Origin of the sequence: Methylophilus sp. OH31 (assembly GCF_000576615.1) — a bacterium.
In the GTDB taxonomy this organism is placed as follows: domain Bacteria; phylum Pseudomonadota; class Gammaproteobacteria; order Burkholderiales; family Methylophilaceae; genus Methylophilus.
Window position 1 is genome coordinate 62,833 of record NZ_BAUS01000001.1, and the last position, 18,357, is coordinate 81,189.

Annotated in this window: 18 protein-coding genes; 10 read left to right on the forward strand and 8 right to left on the reverse strand. The window is 50.9% G+C overall.

The features are described from left to right. Positions 1 to 189: 189 nt before the first annotated feature. Both dapB and bamE read right to left on the reverse strand, forming a co-directional pair. Positions 190 to 996 carry a 4-hydroxy-tetrahydrodipicolinate reductase gene (gene dapB / locus OH31_RS00250; protein WP_024929140.1) on the reverse strand — a complete coding sequence of 269 codons (807 nt, stop codon included), beginning with the start codon at positions 994 to 996 and terminating at the stop codon, positions 190 to 192. Between the two features lie 32 nt (positions 997 to 1,028). Further along, positions 1,029 to 3,269 (reverse strand): outer membrane protein assembly factor BamE, encoded by a 2,241-nt coding sequence (gene bamE, locus OH31_RS00255; protein ID WP_242402142.1) that lies wholly within the window; start codon positions 3,267 to 3,269, stop codon positions 1,029 to 1,031. Positions 3,270 to 3,399: 130 nt separating this feature from the next. Here bamE and fur point away from each other — a divergent pair, with 130 nt between their 5' ends. Next, positions 3,400 to 3,819, forward strand: a complete 420-nt coding sequence (gene fur, locus OH31_RS00260; RefSeq protein WP_019882779.1) for a ferric iron uptake transcriptional regulator — start codon at positions 3,400 to 3,402, stop codon at positions 3,817 to 3,819. A 56-nt stretch (positions 3,820 to 3,875) separates the two neighbouring features. After that, positions 3,876 to 4,403 carry a DNA-deoxyinosine glycosylase gene (locus OH31_RS00265; RefSeq protein WP_024929142.1) on the forward strand — a complete coding sequence of 176 codons (528 nt, stop codon included), beginning with the start codon at positions 3,876 to 3,878 and terminating at the stop codon, positions 4,401 to 4,403. 50 nt (positions 4,404 to 4,453) lie between these two features. On the opposite strand, the gene OH31_RS00270 is transcribed toward OH31_RS00265, so the two are convergent. From OH31_RS00270 to OH31_RS00280, 3 genes are all read right to left on the reverse strand, one after another. After that, positions 4,454 to 4,633: a hypothetical protein gene (locus OH31_RS00270; protein ID WP_019882781.1), complete on the reverse strand. Its 180-nt coding sequence runs from the start codon at positions 4,631 to 4,633 to the stop codon at positions 4,454 to 4,456. Between the two features lie 236 nt (positions 4,634 to 4,869). After that, positions 4,870 to 6,531, reverse strand: a complete 1,662-nt coding sequence (gene recN / locus OH31_RS00275; RefSeq protein WP_024929143.1) for a DNA repair protein RecN — start codon at positions 6,529 to 6,531, stop codon at positions 4,870 to 4,872. Positions 6,532 to 6,552: 21 nt separating this feature from the next. Beyond that, on the reverse strand, positions 6,553 to 7,422 hold the full coding sequence (locus OH31_RS00280) for an NAD(+) kinase (RefSeq protein ID WP_024929144.1): 870 nt from the start codon (positions 7,420 to 7,422) through the stop codon (positions 6,553 to 6,555). 103 nt (positions 7,423 to 7,525) lie between these two features. On the opposite strand from OH31_RS00280, the gene hrcA reads away from it, so the two are divergent. The 3 genes from hrcA (at position 7,526) to hemH (ending at position 10,107) form a co-directional block, all read left to right on the forward strand. Next, the gene (hrcA, locus tag OH31_RS00285; protein ID WP_024929145.1) at positions 7,526 to 8,542 is read left to right on the forward strand and encodes a heat-inducible transcriptional repressor HrcA; all 1,017 of its coding nucleotides are present in this window, start codon (positions 7,526 to 7,528) and stop codon (positions 8,540 to 8,542) included. 118 nt (positions 8,543 to 8,660) lie between these two features. Next, entirely contained in the window at positions 8,661 to 8,894 is a 234-nt protein-coding gene (locus OH31_RS00290; RefSeq protein WP_019882785.1) for a glycine zipper 2TM domain-containing protein, read from the forward strand. 106 nt (positions 8,895 to 9,000) lie between these two features. Further along, positions 9,001 to 10,107 carry a ferrochelatase gene (gene hemH, locus OH31_RS00295; RefSeq protein WP_024929147.1) on the forward strand — a complete coding sequence of 369 codons (1,107 nt, stop codon included), beginning with the start codon at positions 9,001 to 9,003 and terminating at the stop codon, positions 10,105 to 10,107. Positions 10,108 to 10,183: 76 nt separating this feature from the next. Here hemH and OH31_RS00300 read toward each other — a convergent pair whose 3' ends face one another. Further along, positions 10,184 to 10,741: a PEP-CTERM sorting domain-containing protein gene (locus OH31_RS00300; RefSeq protein ID WP_024929148.1), complete on the reverse strand. Its 558-nt coding sequence runs from the start codon at positions 10,739 to 10,741 to the stop codon at positions 10,184 to 10,186. Between the two features lie 284 nt (positions 10,742 to 11,025). On the opposite strand from OH31_RS00300, the gene rfaD reads away from it, so the two are divergent. The 5 genes from rfaD to OH31_RS00325 are packed head-to-tail and all read left to right on the forward strand — an operon-like array spanning position 11,026 to position 16,616. Beyond that, positions 11,026 to 12,015 carry an ADP-glyceromanno-heptose 6-epimerase gene (gene rfaD, locus OH31_RS00305; RefSeq protein ID WP_024929149.1) on the forward strand — a complete coding sequence of 330 codons (990 nt, stop codon included), beginning with the start codon at positions 11,026 to 11,028 and terminating at the stop codon, positions 12,013 to 12,015. Between the two features lie 24 nt (positions 12,016 to 12,039). After that, positions 12,040 to 12,600 (forward strand): SIS domain-containing protein, encoded by a 561-nt coding sequence (locus OH31_RS00310; RefSeq protein WP_019882790.1) that lies wholly within the window; start codon positions 12,040 to 12,042, stop codon positions 12,598 to 12,600. After that, positions 12,600 to 14,072 carry a D-glycero-beta-D-manno-heptose-7-phosphate kinase gene (rfaE1, locus tag OH31_RS00315; protein ID WP_024929150.1) on the forward strand — a complete coding sequence of 491 codons (1,473 nt, stop codon included), beginning with the start codon at positions 12,600 to 12,602 and terminating at the stop codon, positions 14,070 to 14,072. The genes OH31_RS00310 and rfaE1 overlap by 1 nt, the downstream gene beginning before the upstream one ends. Beyond that, the gene (gene waaF, locus OH31_RS00320) at positions 14,069 to 15,079 is read left to right on the forward strand and encodes a lipopolysaccharide heptosyltransferase II (RefSeq protein ID WP_024929151.1); all 1,011 of its coding nucleotides are present in this window, start codon (positions 14,069 to 14,071) and stop codon (positions 15,077 to 15,079) included. The genes rfaE1 and waaF overlap by 4 nt, the downstream gene beginning before the upstream one ends. Beyond that, complete coding sequence (locus tag OH31_RS00325; RefSeq protein WP_024929152.1) at positions 15,066 to 16,616, forward strand: hypothetical protein; 1,551 nt, start codon at positions 15,066 to 15,068, stop codon at positions 16,614 to 16,616. Before waaF ends, OH31_RS00325 begins: the two co-directional genes overlap by 14 nt. On the opposite strand, the gene OH31_RS00330 is transcribed toward OH31_RS00325, so the two are convergent. Then, the gene (locus OH31_RS00330) at positions 16,613 to 17,527 is read right to left on the reverse strand and encodes a glycosyltransferase family 2 protein (RefSeq protein ID WP_024929153.1); all 915 of its coding nucleotides are present in this window, start codon (positions 17,525 to 17,527) and stop codon (positions 16,613 to 16,615) included. The genes OH31_RS00325 and OH31_RS00330 overlap by 4 nt on opposite strands. Beyond that, positions 17,527 to 18,354, reverse strand: a complete 828-nt coding sequence (gene rfaP / locus OH31_RS00335) for a lipopolysaccharide core heptose(I) kinase RfaP (RefSeq protein ID WP_242402143.1) — start codon at positions 18,352 to 18,354, stop codon at positions 17,527 to 17,529. Before rfaP ends, OH31_RS00330 begins: the two co-directional genes overlap by 1 nt. Positions 18,355 to 18,357: the final 3 nt, after the last annotated feature.

Here is an 18,357-nt window from a genome sequence, read left to right on the forward strand (position 1 = left end):
TTCATCGCATCGCCAGAAACCGGGTTCAAGCTGCGGTGAATAGATGTGCAAAACGGGAAAAGCTTGTTGGACTCTTCCCGTTCAGAATTAAAGCATTATAGCGCAAATCGACTGCCCACTCAAGGGCAACTCGCAGGCAATACTGCTTTGGTGACTCAAACCAGGCAGGCCTTAGGTGCCTGCTAAAAATCAGCTTTTATCAAACCCCAGCACATCGCGCATATCAAACAAACCCTGTGGTTTATCGGCCAGAAACTTGGCCGCACGTAATGCACCCTGGGCAAAGGTAGCACGGCTAGATGCTTTGTGTGTTAACTCGACACGCTCACCCACGCCTGCCAACACCACGGTGTGATCACCGACCACATCGCCACCGCGCAAGGTCGCAAAGCCAATCGTGCCTGCCTCGCGCTCACCCGTCACGCCTTCACGTGCATATACTGCGCAATCCTTTAAGGCTTTATCAATGCCTTTGGCTGCAGCTTCACCCAAACGCAGCGCAGTACCAGAAGGCGCATCCACCTTGTGGCGATGATGCATTTCCACCACTTCAATATCGTAGCCTTCATTGAGCACGCGTGCCGCTTGCTCAACCAGGTTAATCAACAAGGTCACACCGACGCTCATATTAGGCGCAAACACTACGCCAACGTTTTTGGCAGCTGCCTCAATACTGGCTTTTTCAGCTTCATTAAAGCCGGTGGTGCCAATGACTAATTTCACATTTGCCTGCTGGCAAGCTTGCAGGTACTGCATGCTGGCTTCCGGACGCGTGAAATCTACCAACACATCCGCACCCTGCAATGCAGCAGCGATATCAGCACTGATTTTGACGCCTGTTTGCTTACCAAACTGTTCACCGGCATCGCGCCCAATCATCGGGCTCTCGGCACGATCCAACGCAGCATGCAGCTGCAAACCACTATCCGAAAAAACACCTTCCAGTAAGGCATGCCCCATACGGCCGGACACACCAGCAATCACAACTTTCAACATCACTCGCTCAATCATTCTTTAATAATTTAGGATTAAAACCCGATTTGTTCCAGCACGCCATCCAAGTGCTCTGAACTACCTTCAGGCGCAGTTACCTGTTGTTTGGCGACAGGCACATCTGCACCGCTGGCAGCGCTTTCACGCACAATCAACCAGCGGTTGTTAGTGGCATCCAGCTTCAGCTCCAGACGCTTGACCATCTCGTCGCTAAACGACTTCGAAGCATATTTCTGCGTAAAGGTCGCAATAGCAGTATCCCCATCACGACTCACATTCACATCTGCGAGTTCCAGGCTGATTTTGCCTTGCTGTGGCGACAAGCGTTTTTTACGTTGCGCTTCCCAGGCAGCACGGCTAGGCAAACCCTCTGGCACAAAAGCCGGTGAATAGGCTGCAAAGTAGGCGCTGGCATTCTTGCTACGCCAAGCCTGCGCCCACGATTGAATAGCAGCATCCACACTGGTTTCAACCGTAGCCGCATCATTGGATACCGCACCCGCATCAGTAGCAACGGATGCACTGGTTTTTGCTGACTCCGTCGCCGCAATCACAGCACCGGCAGCCGCCTCTGTGCGCTCACGCGTAATTAACCAGCGCTTTTGTGCAGGCGCATAGCGCAACTCCAGCGTTTTGTTTAATTCATCCTTATAAGCTCTGGCAGCATATTTTTGCTCAAACTGTACGGTGGCTGTCGAACCATCACGCTGCACCTGCGTATTATTCAGCACCAGTGTAATGTTACCTGCCGCAGACAAACGCTGCTTGCGCTGTGCTTCCCAGGCCTTTTTGGATGGCAAACCTTCCGGGACGAAATCAGGCGCATAGGCGGCCAGATAGTTTTTAATATCCTTGGTCCGCCAGGCTTGCGCCCAAGCAGCCACGGCCTGATTAATATCAGCATCCCCTGCCGGTGCCTCTTGCGTTACGGCTGGCGCTGGTTCAACCACTTTAGCGGCGGCAGACTTAGCCTGCGCCGGTTTCTCTTCCGCAGCAGCCAATGTGGCCGCCGTGGCCGCAGCTTGCGCGACCGGTTTTACAATCGGCTTGCTCACAGGCGGCGGTGGCAATTCCGGCTCTGGTTCAGGCTCTGGCAACTGCTCAGCCACAAACGTGGGTGACGCCTCGGCAGCATGATCTGCTTTAGGTGCAACCCCTTTTTCGGTCACTTGATGCGCTTCAGCATCTGTTGTCGGCGCATTGGCTTCAGCCATATTGCCTTTAACCATTTCCTGCTCGGTCGGCACCACTGGCGCCACATACTCACCCTCAGGAATATAGGGAATCACTTCATCATCTTCAACTGCTGCCACGGCAGCAGTTTTGGCAGCTGGCACAGCCTGCTGCACTGGTTTGGCAGCCGTTGCGGCAGCTTTCTTAGTCTCCGCAGGCTTCACAGCCGCGGCAGCAACGGTCGCCGCAGCCACCACAGGCGCAGTAATACTCTTGCTGGCTACTGGCGCGGCTTTCACTGCTGGTGGCAAGACAGCCTCAGGCTCTGCGGCCACAGCTGGTGCAGCCACTGCTTCTTGCTTAAACACTGGCGGCGGCTCTACAGTATCTGCAATCTGCGCAGCCATTTCTTTTTCATTCACAGGATGCACCTTGGCCTCAGTCACTTGATTGGCTGCCGCATCCGTATTGCCCTTGGCCATGTCTTGCGGCGTTGGCGCAGCAGCATACTCACCTTCAGGGATATAGGGAACAACTTCCTCTTCGGCAGTAACTACTTTGCTGCTTGCCGTGTCAGCTTGCGCTTTGCTGGGCTTAGCCTCTGTCGCAGCAACTGCAACTGCAGCGGTAGCGGTAGCAGCTTCTGTGGTTTTATCAGCAGCGCCCTCTTCTGCTTTCCAGAATTTCAGCTTATCCGTCCAGGCCTGCTCTTTCTCGGCCTCGACTTTTTTCTGTGGTGCTTCTGCAATAGTTTTAATATCAGGATTTTCTGCAGAAGGAATCACGTCGCCACGCACAGAAACCAGGCTATCCTTGTCAAAGTCGAGAATCACTCTGCGTTTCTCAACGACGGCGCCCTGTTTACGCAGCTCATAAAAATAATCCCAGCGGTTATCACGGAAACTATCTACAATCAGCGGAGTCCCCATAATGTAGCGCACTTGCGAACGTGTCATGCCTGGACGCAGTTGCAATAGCATTTTGGAAGTGACAACATTACCTTGCTGCACTTCCATCTTGAATGGCTTGACTGAAGGAAGTTTGGCACCGCACCCACTCTCCAGAGATGCGACAGCCAACACAAATAAGATAGAATTACGCATTGGATTCACTTTATAATCGGTATTATTGAGAATAATCATTAATATACCACGTAGTTTCGCCAATCAAGTATGGCAGGCGACTTAAGGCGTGACAAAACTTAACGACAGACAACACCAATGGACAAAACCTATGCATGATCCCAAAGAACTTAAAAATGCAGGCCTCAAAGCGACGCTACCGCGTCTGAAAATTCTGGAGCTGTTTGAAAATAGCGAGCAGCGCCACCTGTCTGCCGAGGACATTTACAAAATCATGATTACCAATGGTGAAGACGTGGGCCTGGCAACGGTTTACCGTGTGTTGACCCAGTTTGAGCAAGCGGGGCTGCTGGTACGCCACCACTTTGAAAGTGGCAAAGCCGTGTTTGAAATGAATGAAGGCAGCCATCACGACCATATTGTTTGCGTGAAATGTGGCCGCGTTGAAGAGTTTTACGACGAAGAAATCGAAAAAAGACAAAAAGCAGCAGCAGAGCAGTATGGCTTCAGCATGCAAGACCACTCACTGACCATTTATGGCCTGTGCAAAAAACAACCTTGCACTGAATAATCACCACTATCATGGGTTGATGCTCCTCGGCGAGCATTGGCCCATCGCACCTCTGCTTGTCTGAACTCACCCCTACACCAGCACATTACGCTACCGGATTTGCGCCTGTCGCTAGCCCCGGTGCGCGTATTCTGATTCTGGGCACCCTGCCTGGCATCGCGTCACTCAAACAGCAACAATATTACGCACATCCACAGAATGTTTTCTGGCGCATATTGGAGCGACTATTCGATATCCCGGCAGATGCGCCTTACCACATGCGCTGCCAATCTGCACAAGATCATGGACTAGCGATTTGGGACGTTTGCCATGCAGCACAACGCACAGGCAGCCTGGACAGTAGCATTCAGGCGCACAGCATTATTGCCAACGACATCAACGGACTATTAAAGACCTGTCCACACATCGCGCTGATTGCCTGTAATGGCCAAGCTGCCGCACAGTTGTTCAAAAAACACATTCGTCTTGCACGCGCAATCAATACTGTACTGCTGCCCTCAACCAGCCCTGCCAATGCGAGATTACGGTTTGAGGAAAAACTGGCGCAATGGCAGGTGCTAAAACAACACCAAGAAGCGCAATAGATCAAAAAAAACGGCCTGACATGTCAGGCCGCGCTGTTAACAATCGCTATTTATCTGGCAAACACTTTATTGGTGACTATGGCGACTGCCCCAAGCACAATCGAAATCACGCCCATGAACAGATTGCCCTTGTCACCACAGACGATGCAGTGCACCCCGCCCGGTGTAATCATCAACCCACCAATAACAATCACCCAGGCCCAAGCTACTAATCCTACCCATCTATACATATGAATCTCCTCAGCATTTAATGTGAACAAAGCAGCGAATCGCAGTGACGCTATTGAAAACAATAATTAATATAATTTAACAATAGGTGAAGAGATTAAAGCACGATTCCAGACAGCAATCAACGCCAAGCCATAGGAGAGAGAGAAAATAAACATCAGGAGAAATAAACGGCGACTTGCAAATACATCTGCAAGCGCTATAGCCACACACCATGTGCGACCATGCATTGAAGCAATCAGGCCAGATTAGCCTGTAACATTTCCCGCGCATGATCGCGCGTGGTTTCGGTGATCTGCAAGCCGCCCAACATGCGGGCAACTTCTTCTACACGCTCATGTGCATCCAGCGTGCGAATCCTGCTCAAGGTCGTGCCCTGCTGTTCGGCCTTGCTGACTTGCCAATGTTGTTGCGCCTGCGCAGCCACTTGCGCTAAATGGGTAATCACCAGTACCTGCCTGTGCTGACCCAACTGACTTAGTAGTTTGCCAACCACCTCCGCCACGCCGCCGCCGATACCGACATCGACCTCATCAAAAATCATGCATGGCACAGTGCCTAATGAGGCCGTGGTCACCTGCAAGGCCAGGCTGATACGCGATAACTCACCACCGGAAGCGACTTTATTGAGTGGACGCGGCTCCACCCCGGCATGACCGGCGACCAGAAATTCAACCTGCTCCAGGCCATGTGCCGCAGGTTCTCCTGGGGTTAAAGCAACAGCAAACTGGCCACCTTTTAATGATAAAGCCTGCATTTGTTCGCTAATGGTTTTTGCCAGCTTGTTCGCCGCTTGCTGCCTGATAGATGACAGCTGCGCAGCCTGCGCTTGATAGCTTTGCCAGGCGGCTTGCACCTGCTTTGCCAAGGCACCATCATCCGCAAAGCTTTCCAGCTCAGCCATGCGGCCCAATTGCGCGGCCAATAAATCTGGCAACTCATCTGGTTTAACGCGGAATTTACGCGCAGCACCATGAATCGCCTGTATGCGCGACTCCACTTCGGCCAGGCGCGCCGGATCCAGTTCACTTTTCTGCAAGTAACGATTCAAGGCACGGCTGGCTTCTTCCAACTGCACCACGGCAGAATCGAGCGTTTCTAGCATAGGCTGCAAACCGATATCAATCGCCTGCAGCTCCGCCAGTCTGGCTTGCGCTTGCGACAGTAAATCCAGCGCATTCACTTCATCGCCTTCGCTCATCATCTGCAGACTGGCTTCCATGCCACTGAGCAGGCTGGCACCATTGCTCAGCCGGGCATGCTCTTGCTGCAACGTTGCCCATTCTTCAATGGCAAACCCCAATTGTTTGAGCTCACGCGTGCTATCGCGCAATACGGCCAACTCATCGGCAAACTGGCTGGCATTTTTTTCATACGCCAATTGTTGCTGATGCAGCTGCGACCACTCTTTATACAGTGCGCCAACTTGCTTGGCTAATGGCGTTGCTTGCGCATAAGCATCCAGAATCTCGCGCTGGGTAGCAACTTTCAGTAAGGAGTGGTGCGCATTCTGGCTATAGATATCAATCAGGTTTTCGCCAATGTCGCGCAATTGGCCAACGGTGGCCGACGCACCATTGATAAACGCACGGCTACGGCCATCGGCATAAATGACACGGCGTAAAATCAGGGCATCGTCGACATCGATTTCTTGCGCTTGCAGCCACTCGCGCGCTGGCAGATTATTGCGGATATCGAAGGTGGTGGAAATTTCGGCCTTTTCGCAGCCTTTGCGCGTCACATCGCCTTCATTACGTGCGCCCAAGCTCAAAGACAAAGCATCAATCAGAATTGACTTACCTGCCCCGGTCTCGCCGGTGAGCGCGGTATATCCCGCTGAGAACTCTAGTTCCAGCGTATCAACAATCACAAAATCTCGGATAGAAAGGGCTTGTAGCATGGGCTTTTTGTACGGGCCTGGTTAGCCCCAGTTTAATTTGTTACGCAACATATCAAAATAACAATAATCTTTGGGATGTACCAGTTGAATTTCTTGTGGCGCACGTTCAATGCGCACATGATCTCCCACCATCAGCGGATATTGTCCCTGTCCATCGTAACTGATTTGGGCATCGGCGGCATTCACCACTATCACCTCAATCACGCTACATGCTGGCACTGTAATCGGCCGGTAACTAAGCGTATGCGGGCTGATAGGCACAATCGAAATCGCTTCCAGATCCGGATGCATAATCGGGCCACCCGCAGACAAACCATATGCCGTGGTGCCCGTTGGGGTGGTGAGAATCAGGCCATCAGACCGCTGACGCGAGACAAATTGTCCATCCACATGTACTTCCAGCTCAATCAGACGGAAAGCGCTTTTAATCACCACATCATTCAAAGCAACGGTGTGTTCTATGGCCTGCCCGGCACGTGTCACCACTGATTGCAGCAACATGCGAGACTCCAGCTGACACTCTCCTTGCAGGATTTTATCAATTTCGACCAGCATGTGATCGGTTTGCAAGTCGGTCAAAAAACCGAGGCGGCCACGATTAATGCCGATGAGTGGCACGCCGGTATCGCGCAAGGCGCGGCCCACACTCAGCATGGTGCCATCGCCGCCCATCACGACCACCAGGTCAGCCTTGCTGCCTATATCATCCAGGCTAGCCAGTTCAAAACCTTCATCATCCACAAATTGTGCCGTGCGCTCTTCAATACAAACATGCAAGCCCTGAGACAGCAGGTGATGCGCCAAGCGGGTCAAATCACTTTGCATGTGCTGCAAGGCGATGGCATCCATGTATTTTCCAACAATGGCAACGGAACGGAATGTAGATTGCATGGCCGCATTAAAGCATAGAAGCCCACAACTGAAAAGCGCAAGGGGCTGTTATCCTGAGCGTAAATGGTGCAAAATTTGAAACACAGCAACAAGGTGGTTAAAAGTGGATAAACGCGCGCAAATTTTGCTAAAAACGCTGGTGGAACATTACATCAGTGAGGGGCAGCCTATCGGCTCCCGTACCCTGCTTCAACATTCAGGCCTCGACGTCAGTCCGGCGACCATCCGCAACGTGATGAGTGACCTCGAACAATTAGGGTTTATTACCAGTCCGCATACTTCGGCTGGCAGGGTGCCCACTAAAAAAGGCTACCGCCTGTTTGTCGATTCGCTGATGACGGTGCAACCACTGGACCAGCGCGCCATGACGCAACTGAAAAGCGGCTTATCCTCGCCTAACCAGCAAGCGCTGATCAACAGTGCCGCCGATATGCTGTCACAACTGACCCAGTTTGCCGGCTTGGTGATGATCCCGAAACGCACACGTAACGTGTTGAAGCACCTGGAATTTCTGCACTTAAACGACAAGAAAATCTTGGTGATTCTGGTGACTGAAGATGGCCAGGTACAAAACCGTATTTTGCTCACCGACAAAGCGTTTAGTGCCAGCGAGCTCACCGCCGCCAGCAATTACTTTAACAGCTATTGCCGCGGGCTTTCGCTCGAAGAAGTACAAACCAAGCTCAAACAAGAACTGCAGCAAATGCAGGTGGATATCAACCGCCTGATGTCCGCCGCACTCGAGGCCGCCAGCCAGCCTGAATCCTCAGAGCAAGAAACCGTGGTCATTGCCGGGGAACGCAATTTACTACAAGTGGATGAGTTATCCACCAACGTTGGCAGCCTGCGCAAACTATTTGAGATTTTTGAGCGCCGCACCGCACTCATGCAATTGCTCGATCATAGCCAGCGCGCAGATGGCGTGCAGATTTTTATTGGTGGTGAAAGTGGCTATCTGCCGCTGGATGAATGCAGTCTGGTGACCTCGCCGTATGAAGTAGATGGCCAAGTTGTGGGCACCTTGGGCGTCATTGGACCGACGCGCATGGCCTATGAGCGCATTATCCCGATTGTTGATGTGACCGCCAAATTGCTATCGAACGCATTATCAAACCAGTAGCCAGCTTCTTTACATTTGTCAGAAGACTCTGACATCACTATCAGCTTTAACCTGCTACAACCTAAACGGCCACTTTTATATACTGACCACACTATTTACTTATTGTGGAGAGATCAAAATGAACAGCGTAAATCAAAAATCTTTGCATAAATCACTTATCTGGTCTGTACTGTTAGCATTGTGCCTGAGCACTACGGCCTGTGGCTCCATGAGCACACGCGGTAAAAGTACAGCCTTAGGCGCAGGGATTGGTGCAGTCGGCGGTGCTGTGTTAACCGGTGGTAGCGCCATTGGTACGGTTGGCGGTGCCGCCATCGGTGGCGTGATCGGTAACCAGATCAACAAAAAATAATACGGCCTGAAAATTCTCCAAGCAACCGCTGACAGAGTATTAGCGGTTGCCGCACTTTTTTCACTGGCAAGCGTCATATAGGCTTTTATTCGCTTAAAATGCCCGTATGACCTATTACCAGCCAGAGCCTGCCTACACCCACGGCAGCCAACCAAAAGTGGGGATATTGTTAGCCAACCTCGGTACACCAGAAGCGCCGACAGCCAAGGCATTACGTCCCTACCTGCAACAGTTTCTGATGGACAGACGCGTGGTCGAAATCCCGCGCCTGATCTGGTGGTGCATCCTACACGGCATTATTTTAATCGTCAGGCCCAAAAAATCTGCCGAAAAATACGCCAGCATCTGGCGCAAAGACGGCTCACCATTGATGGTCTATGCCGTGCAACAAAAAAAACTGCTGCAAGGATACCTGTCACAAAAAATCAACTCGCCATTTGCCGTCGAATTAGGCATGACCTACGGCAATCCCAGCATGCAAAGCGCGATTGAGTCACTCAAAGCACAAGGTTGTGACCGCATCCTCGTATTCCCGCTCTACCCGCAATACGCCGCCAGCAGCACGGCGGCCGCGCTGGATGCGGTGTGGCGCGTGCTGCTTAAAATACGCAACGTGCCCGCCATTCGCACCATCAAACACTACCACGACCACCCGCGCTACATTCAAGCCCTGGCCAGCCATATCCAAACCTACTGGAAACAACACGGCAAACCCGAAAAACTGGTCATGAGCTTTCACGGCGTGCCTAAATTTCACCTGCTTAAAGGCGACCCCTACCACTGTGAATGCCATAAAACCGCTCGCTTGCTGGCCGAGGCTTTAGGCTTAAGCAAAGTACAATATGAAGTCGGCTTCCAATCCCGCTTTGGCCGCCAGGAATGGCTGCAACCCTACCTCGCCAACACACTGGACGCCTTAGGCAAACAGCAACTCAAACGCATAGACGTCGTCTGCCCCGGGTTTAGCAGTGACTGCCTGGAAACCCTGGAAGAAATTGCCATGGAAGGCAAACATTTATTTCAGTCTGTGGGCGGTGGTGATTATCACTATATCCCGGCGCTGAATAATGAACCTGTGTGGATTGAAGCCATGCGCGATATTGCACTGGAGCATTTGCAGGGTTGGGTGAGTGATGACTTCAATCAGGTGCAAGCAGAAGCTGAGGCGCAAGCAAGTAAGCAACGTGCTTTGGCGATGGGTGCTGAAAAATAGCTCTCGGACATAAAGTAGACATAAAAAAAGCGTAATTAAATTACGCTTTTTTTACTACTGACGGATAGTTTAATGATCAGGCTTGTTTGCGGCGAGTGGCAAAACCTAACAATCCCAGTCCGGCCAACAGCATGCCATAGGTTTCTGGCTCTGGCACGTTTGCAACCGTAAACTGAAATTTATCGTAGCTGAAGCCAGCACCTGTCGAGGAGTCATCAAAATACAGTTTTGTGATGTTTGAATAGGCGCTTAAATCAACCAAACCGTTTGACTCACGTGCAATGGTGCCGAGTAAAGAAGCGCCACTGAAAATGTTAATATCCAGATGGTCACCACTATCGTAACCGGCAAGCACAAACGAGAGATTATTCACTGCTGCTGTAAAGTCAACTTGCAAGTCTGCCTGGCAGTTAAAACCTGCCGTCAGAGCGCAGATTTCGCTGTCTATGCCTGACGCACCAACGTAAATATCTGACCCGAAAGATGTGATGGTAGCCTGCGGGAATACCAGAACAGTGGAGCCTTGAGCGCCGTGTACTAACGTTGTGAAGTCTAATGTATCAGCAAACGTATTGGTTGAAAATAAAGCAACAAAGATTGATAGAGCGATACTGCGTTGTTTCAAGAATTTCATAACACCCTCCCCATAAATTATATTTAATAATAAGAATTGCCCGGCGATTGTAAGCTTATGATAGGAACATGTCTATAGCCCCTTGGGGCAAGGCAATTAAGGCTGAATTGACCTGGGTTTATACAGTGTCATTGCCCGCGCAAAAGTCTCCAGCATAAGCTACATAGTGATAACGATTGATTGACATGCATGAAGTATTGATACATTCAAAGCCTACCGATTCCTATGCCAGCCCTCGCCGATTACGCGTTATAATCGCGTTTTAACGTTTTTATCGTTCCCCTATGATCATTATCACCGGTGGTGCAGGCATGATTGGCTCTATCATGGCCTGGCATTTGAACAACAAACTGGGCCGGCAAGATCTGGTAATTGTTGACCGCATCACACATGAAAACCAGTGGCAAAACCTGGTGCACAGGCACTATGCCGAATACCTGGACAAAGACCAGTTGTTCGACTTTCTGGAAGATAACGACGACATCACAGCCGTGATTCATATGGGTGCCATCAGCGCGACCACCGAGCGCGACTTTAACAAGCTGGTGGCGGATAATATGCATTATTCGCAGGACTTGTGGTCTTGGTGTGCGGAATATGAAGTCCCCTTCTTTTACGCCAGCTCTGCCGCGACCTATGGCGGCGGTGAGCAAGGCTACGATGATGCCAGCATTGAAAACCTGCGCCCCTTGAATGGCTATGGCTATTCGAAACACTTTTTTGACCAGTGGGTGTTGCAGCAAGTCGCGCAAAAACAGATCACACCTCCCGCATGGGCAGGATTCAAGTTTTTCAATGTCTATGGGCCAAACGAATACCATAAAGAACGCATGGCCAGCGTGGCTTACCACACCTTTAACCAGTTTAAAGAAACCGGCACCATGCGTTTGTTTAAAGGTACCAAGGCGGACGTGGAAGACGGCATGCAACTGCGTGACTTTGTCTATGTGAAAGACGTCGCAGATGTGATGGGATTTTTCCTTGAGGCTGCGTTGAAAAACAAACCAGCGGCGAATGCGATTTACAATATCGGCACCGGGCAAGCACGCAGCTTTAAAGACCTAGCGACCAATGTGATGACCAGCATGGATCGCGAACCCAATATTACTTATATTGATATGCCGCAAGATCTCCAGGGCAAATATCAGTACTTTACGCAGGCAGAGATGAAAAAGCTGCGCGATGCGGGTTATAAAAAGCCATTTACCACACTGGAAGAAGGCGTGAAGGACTACGTGCAGAATTATTTGCGGCAGGACGACCCTTACGCATAACCTCCTTCAGAAATTGTGAGCGATATGAATCATATTGAATATCTTAAAGGTGAGCACGCGGCACATGTAGCGATGTTTCAGGCATTGGAACCGCTATTCCCGCTGATTAGCGATGTTGGCAATTTGCTGCGCGACTGTATTCAGCGTGGCGGCAAGGTGTTGCTGTGCGGTAACGGCGGCAGCGCCGCAGATAGCCAGCATATTGCAGCCGAGATCGTTGGCCGCTTTAAAAAAGAGCGTAAAGGCCTGCCTTCTATCGCGCTGACGACAGATACTTCGATTCTCACCTCCGTTGGCAATGATTATGGTTATGACTACATTTTTGCTCGCCAGGTCGAAGCACTTTGCCGCCCCGAAGATATCCTGATTGGCCTGACCACCAGTGGTAACAGTGCCAATGTGGTACGTGCGATTGAAGCTGCTAATGACATTGGCGCAACAACCATAGGCTTGACTGGCGGTAGCGGCGGCAAATTGAATGTGCTTTGTACACACAATATCGTCGTTCCCTCCAGCGTCACCGCCCGCATTCAGGAAGCGCATATTTTCATTGGTCACTGCCTGTGTGAAATTCTGGAATCCTGATGACTGCAACGGCATTGAATAACAACACGGCAACGCTGGTTGCCCATTTTGGCGAACAAAAACAGCATGCGCTGGTCATTGGCGATGTGATGCTGGACCGTTACCTGATGGGTGAGGTCAACCGCATTTCACCTGAAGCACCGGTGCCGGTAGTCCTGATCAAATCAGAGCAACAACGCGCAGGCGGCGCGGCCAATGTCGCGGCCAACCTGGCGCTGCTGGGTATCAAAACCCGTATGGTAGGCCTGGTGGGAGCCGATAATGAAGGCCAGCTATTACTGGCAGCCATGCAAGGCTGTGGCATAGATACGTCGGCCATGATCAACACAGCCACGCGCCCCACTATTGCCAAAACACGTATTCTGGGCGGGCATCAGCAAATGATGCGTCTGGATCAGGAAATCACCACTGAACTCTCAGCGGCAGAAGCAAAAACCGCAACTGAAACTATTAACACAGCCCTGGCGCAACAACCGGCGCTGGTGATTCTGTCAGACTACGCCAAGGGCTTGCTGACCGAGCCACTATGCCAGCATGTGATTCATCATTGTCGCCAACATAACATCCCGGTATTGGTCGACCCTAAAGGGCGCAACTATGACAAATATCGTGGTGCGACGGCGCTCACGCCCAACAAAAAAGAAACGGCCGAGGCCTGCGATACGCAAGTCCATGACGCAGCACTCATAGATAAGGCCACTGCACTCAAGTCCCGTTTGGCGCTGGATTTCCTGGCCGTCACACGTGGTGAAGAAGGCATTACCCTGATTGCTGACCGCACCGATCATTTAAGCGCCACGGCCAAACAAGTGTTTGATGTATCTGGCGCGGGCGATACCGTGATTGCCACACTGGCAGCCGGGCTCATGCATGGCTTGAGTGCGCTAGATAGTTTGTCACTCGCCAATATTGCTGCCGGTGTCGTTGTCGGCAAAGTAGGCACCGTGCCGATTACCAAGGCTGACCTGGTAGACGCCATTGCCACCGCACAAGGCAGCGAACAAGCACATAAAGTATGCGAATTGCCAGGCCTGCTGCAAAAAGTCGCAGCATGGAAACAACAAGGACAAAAAATCGTCTTTACCAACGGCTGCTTTGACTTATTGCACGCCGGGCATGTCACCTACCTTGAAGGCGCTAAAAAACGCGGAGACAAACTGATCCTGGGCTTGAATACCGATCGCTCAGTCTCTGCGTTAAAAGGCCCGACGCGGCCAGTGGTTAATGAACAGGATCGCGCCCGTGTCCTGGCGGCACTAGAGTCTATTGATGCTGTCATCCTGTTTGACGAAGATACCCCGCTCGCGCTGATCAATGCCATCCAACCAGCCGTGATTGCCAAAGGCAGTGACTATACTGCTGAGCAAGTGGTAGGCGGCAAAGAGGTGCTGTCGTGGGGAGGTGAAATTGCCCTGATCGACCTCGTAGAAGGTCGCAGCACCACCAACCTGATTAAAAAACTGCACGCATGAATAAGATACTGGTGATGGGCCCGTCATGGGTAGGCGACATGGTGTTGGCGCAAAGCCTGTTCAAACAGCTCAAAATCGAGCAACCAAATTGCCAAATATCCGTTGCCGCACCAGCCTGGACCATGCCATTGCTGGACAGGATGCCGGAAGTGTCACAAGCCATTGCCCTACCGTTTAAACATGGCGACCTGGCGTTGCGTGAACGCTTCCAATTCGGCCGTTCATTGGCAGGACAAGGGTTTACGCAAGCGATCTTGCTCACTAACAGCCTTAAATCAGCGATTCTGCCGTGGGCGGCCAAGATTCCCGTCCGCACCGGCTTTAAAGGCGAAATGCGCTATGGCCTGGTGAATGATATGCGTCCACTGGATAAAACAGTGCTTAAAAAAACCGTGGAGCGCTTTGTCGCACTTAGCTTGCAAAAAAATGCTGCCCTGCCCGCACAATTACCGCAACCAGCATTACGATCTGACCCGGCACATGCCAGCACGTTATTAAAAACATTCAATATTGTAAACACTGGCAAACCCGTGTTTGGCTTATGCCCAGGGGCAGAATATGGCGAAGCCAAACGCTGGCCTGCGGAATACTACGCGCAAGTGGCAAACCATGCCCTGAACCAAGGCTGGCAAGTATGGCTGTTTGGCTCAGAAAAAGACAAACCGGTCACGGCCAACATCCAGCAACTCACCCAACAACGCTGCGTGGATCTGGCTGGCGGCACCAAACTGGGCGAAGCCATTGATTTAATGTCACTGTGCCATACCGTGATCAGTAATGATTCAGGCCTTATGCATGTCGCAGCAGCGCTAGATAAAAAACTGATTGCGATTTATGGCTCGTCTGACCCCAAGCATACGCCCCCCATGCACCCGGATGCAGTGGTGGAATACCTTGGGCTTTCATGCAGCCCATGTTTTGAACGCGTGTGCCCGCTGGGGCATTTAAACTGTTTAAAACAAATCTCTCCGTCTACGATTATTGCTGATATCCATGTCACTCATTAAATCACTAATCGTCCAAGCCAGCCGTTATGCTGCGGCGCTTCGTCCCAATCAATATATCGCGATTCTGATTGCGCTGTCTGCTCTGGTTGCTTTACGCATCACTTATGTACAGCACGGCTGGGTAAATGATGACTCACTGCTTTATTTTGAAGTCGCCCGCCTGCTTGCTGACGGGCAATGGCAAGCTGCATACGATTTATTCCCCTGGTTACTGTACCCTGCTTTGCTGACGCTTGGGCATATAGCCACCGGATTGGATATCCATACGACCGCGCAACTGATTAATATTGCGCTATTCACCTTGTTTAGCTGGGGATTTTCATTACTGATCCTGCAAGCTGGCGGTACCATCAAGACCATGTGCTGGGGCAGCCTACTACTGCTATCCACTCAATATATCGTTGGCGATATTCTAGGCATGTTGTTACGCGATGAAGGGTTCTGGGCAAGCCTGACCTGGGCATTATTATTCCTGCTGCGTTACATGCAACGCAGCAAAGTGGCAGATGCTTATTACTTTCAAGCTGCGATCATTGTGGCGATGCTGTTCCGCCTGGAGGCGATTGTTTACTTTGCCTTACCACTACTGACGCTATTGACATGCCATACACTGCCCTTGCGTAAGCGTTTGTACAAAATGGTACATAGCGTGAGCATTCCATTATGCTGCGGATTACTTCTCACGGCGGCAGTCATCATTGGCATCGTGGAAATTGCACACCTTGGGCGACTGCAGGAAATTATCTACCTGTTACAACAAGGCCTGATTGAGCGTCTGCAGTTTATTCAGGACAAAGGTGACCTGATGGGCAAACAGATTCTGGGGCATCATTTGGATAACTACAGTCAATTTGCCATATGGAGTGTTCTGATTCTGATTACAGTGAACAAGACACTCAAAGTTGCCGGTTGGCCAGTACTCTTGATCATGATTGCCGGGCGAAAAGCATGGAAAAATATCCACTATCACGCACGACATTTATTCAGCCTGCACCTGATGCTTGGGTTCATCACCAGCGTGTTGATTATTATGAATGCCTTTGTACTGTCGAGCCGTTATGTTATCGCCTCGGGCATTGTCATGTTGGTGATTGGTGCATTCTGTGTTGAATATCTATATGTCAAAGCCTCAGCATGGGGAAAGCGTGGCCTGCTGCTGTTATTCGCTGGCATGCTGGTGGTCAATCTGCATGACTCAGGCCGGGTAGACCTGGACAGAGCGGCTGTAGAGTACTTGCAATCTATCACTCCGCATCAACAATCTGTATTGTATGACACCGAAAATGCCCGTTTTTACGCGCAACAGCCGTTTATGGAGCGTATTCCATCGCATAAGCTTGTGGAGTCATTACTAGCTACCGGCAGCATCAAAAACTACAACTACCTGATGATCAGCATTGCCGATGATAAAGCTGACTATGAGCAATCTGTTCAACGCAGGCTAAACGCGGATTTTGAACATATTCATACGCTCTATGGCTGGAAGAAAAAGTCCAAAGTGCTGATTTACCGGAAACGCCAGACCACAGCTGACTAGCTTTTCACTATCGGAGCGAGCACCTCGGCAGTCACTGCCAGTGTTGCCGTTGCCCGCGCATCATCATCGAGACGCCGGGCAGATAGACCCAGACATAAATTCAATAATGCATTTCTGGCAAGTTTGAAGCTTGCTCGCGCACGCTGCTTCAACGCAATGCGTTGTACATCTACTGCATGATAGCGTTTTCTGAAAAACAAATATTGCCCCTTCCGCTTACGCATCCACTTGGCAAAACTAATGGCCTGCTTTTCACTGGCGCCGCCAATATGATGCACAGCCAAAGTCTCATCAAATCCAATCGGACCCAGCATCGCGCGGATACGCCAGCATATGTCAGTGTCTTCGCCATACATAAAATAATCACTGTCAAAACCATCAATACGCAGATAATCTTCACGCCGCATCATCATGCATGCCCCCAACACCCAGGCCACATCACCTGCCAGCGCTGAAAAATCCGTTTTCCGGCATAATTGCTGCGAAGGATAACGTGTGCGCGGATACACCAGCTTTTGCTTTTCTGACTCCACAATCAATGGCGCCAGCATTGCATCGTGGCCAGTTTTGAACCGGTCTATATAACGACGCAACAATGTCACGTCCTGCAAAGTAGTATCCGGATTGAGGATCAGCAGCAACGCAGCCGTGGCATGATTGGCGGCCAGGTTGTTGGCGCGGCCAAACCCCAGATTTTGTTCACTGAAAATACAGCGGACCTGGACATTACCGAGTGCCTCTAACTGTTGTTGCTCGTTTTGGTCACCCGAATTATCAACAATGATGACCTCATAAGTCACGCCCTGCTGCGCCGCCAATGATTGCAGGCAGCGTGTCAACTCACTCACCGTATGGTAGTTAACGATCAGTATGGAAATTTCTGGCTGCAAATTCACGCCCCCACTCTTCATTACATCGCCACGCCAGCTTGCCGCTTGCGTTGAAACTTTGCATCCAGTTGACTGGCACGATGTGCGACTGAGTGCAAAAATTGGTGTTGCATCAATACCTGGCGTAATGGTTGCTGATAATAGTGCTTGAGAAACCGCAGTACATCCCGTTGCGTCAGACCGATATGCATGGCGGAAAAATAAAGTCCGGCCAGGTCTTTGAGACGTTTATCCTCAGGCAGGTGCGCATGTATCTCTACGCGATGCAAATCCATTAAATGCAATTGCAGATCTTGTGTTTTCAGTGCGCTGCGCGGTAAAGCAAAATGGCATAGATAAAAATCACGATGCCACATGCCATTGGCATGAAAGCAGCGGGCCAGTTCTGCCACTTTTGCAATGAGTTGCCGCTTAAAATATGGCGACGGCGGCTGTTGCAGCCATGGTTCACACAAAGTTTCCAGGGTCACGATATCCCCCAGGTCACGGGTCACCACAAAAGACTGTTTATGTGCAGGATGCGTACCGCGCTCGCCATAGGCTAGCAAAGGGGTTGTGGCAATGCCAATCTCATCTAATTTGTGTATGGCTTGCCATTCATTACGAGCGCCCAATACCGGCCACTTCAGGCTCAACAGGTTCTTGAGAATCTCACCCCAGCCTACCCCGTAATGTTTTTTAATGAAGATAGACTCCCCATCCAGCATCACTTTGTGCGTCTGCCGATCTTTCACTGAACGGAATACTTCGCCCTGCAAAGCCATCCAGTCATCAAACCCGCTGATACTAGGGCTATATCCTGGCTCCAGGTGTACCTGTTGTGATGGTGAGGAGTTAGAATCAGTCATGTG

Bases quoted from the DNA above. Each gene is read 5' to 3' on its own strand.
- dapB (WP_024929140.1), bottom strand. From the start codon at position 996: ATGTTGAAAGTTGTGATTGCTGGTGTGTCCGGCCGTATGGGGCATGCC.
- bamE (WP_242402142.1), bottom strand. From the start codon at position 3,269: ATGCGTAATTCTATCTTATTTGTGTTGGCTGTCGCATCTCTGGAGAGT.
- fur (WP_019882779.1), top strand. From the start codon at position 3,400: ATGCATGATCCCAAAGAACTTAAAAATGCAGGCCTCAAAGCGACGCTA.
- OH31_RS00270 (WP_019882781.1), bottom strand. From the start codon at position 4,633: ATGTATAGATGGGTAGGATTAGTAGCTTGGGCCTGGGTGATTGTTATT.
- recN (WP_024929143.1), bottom strand. From the start codon at position 6,531: ATGCTACAAGCCCTTTCTATCCGAGATTTTGTGATTGTTGATACGCTG.
- OH31_RS00280 (WP_024929144.1), bottom strand. From the start codon at position 7,422: ATGCAATCTACATTCCGTTCCGTTGCCATTGTTGGAAAATACATGGAT.
- OH31_RS00290 (WP_019882785.1), top strand. From the start codon at position 8,661: ATGAACAGCGTAAATCAAAAATCTTTGCATAAATCACTTATCTGGTCT.
- hemH (WP_024929147.1), top strand. From the start codon at position 9,001: ATGACCTATTACCAGCCAGAGCCTGCCTACACCCACGGCAGCCAACCA.
- OH31_RS00300 (WP_024929148.1), bottom strand. From the start codon at position 10,741: ATGAAATTCTTGAAACAACGCAGTATCGCTCTATCAATCTTTGTTGCT.
- rfaD (WP_024929149.1), top strand. From the start codon at position 11,026: ATGATCATTATCACCGGTGGTGCAGGCATGATTGGCTCTATCATGGCC.
- OH31_RS00310 (WP_019882790.1), top strand. From the start codon at position 12,040: ATGAATCATATTGAATATCTTAAAGGTGAGCACGCGGCACATGTAGCG.
- rfaE1 (WP_024929150.1), top strand. From the start codon at position 12,600: ATGACTGCAACGGCATTGAATAACAACACGGCAACGCTGGTTGCCCAT.
- waaF (WP_024929151.1), top strand. From the start codon at position 14,069: ATGAATAAGATACTGGTGATGGGCCCGTCATGGGTAGGCGACATGGTG.
- OH31_RS00325 (WP_024929152.1), top strand. From the start codon at position 15,066: ATGTCACTCATTAAATCACTAATCGTCCAAGCCAGCCGTTATGCTGCG.
- OH31_RS00330 (WP_024929153.1), bottom strand. From the start codon at position 17,527: ATGAAGAGTGGGGGCGTGAATTTGCAGCCAGAAATTTCCATACTGATC.
- rfaP (WP_242402143.1), bottom strand. From the start codon at position 18,354: ATGACTGATTCTAACTCCTCACCATCACAACAGGTACACCTGGAGCCA.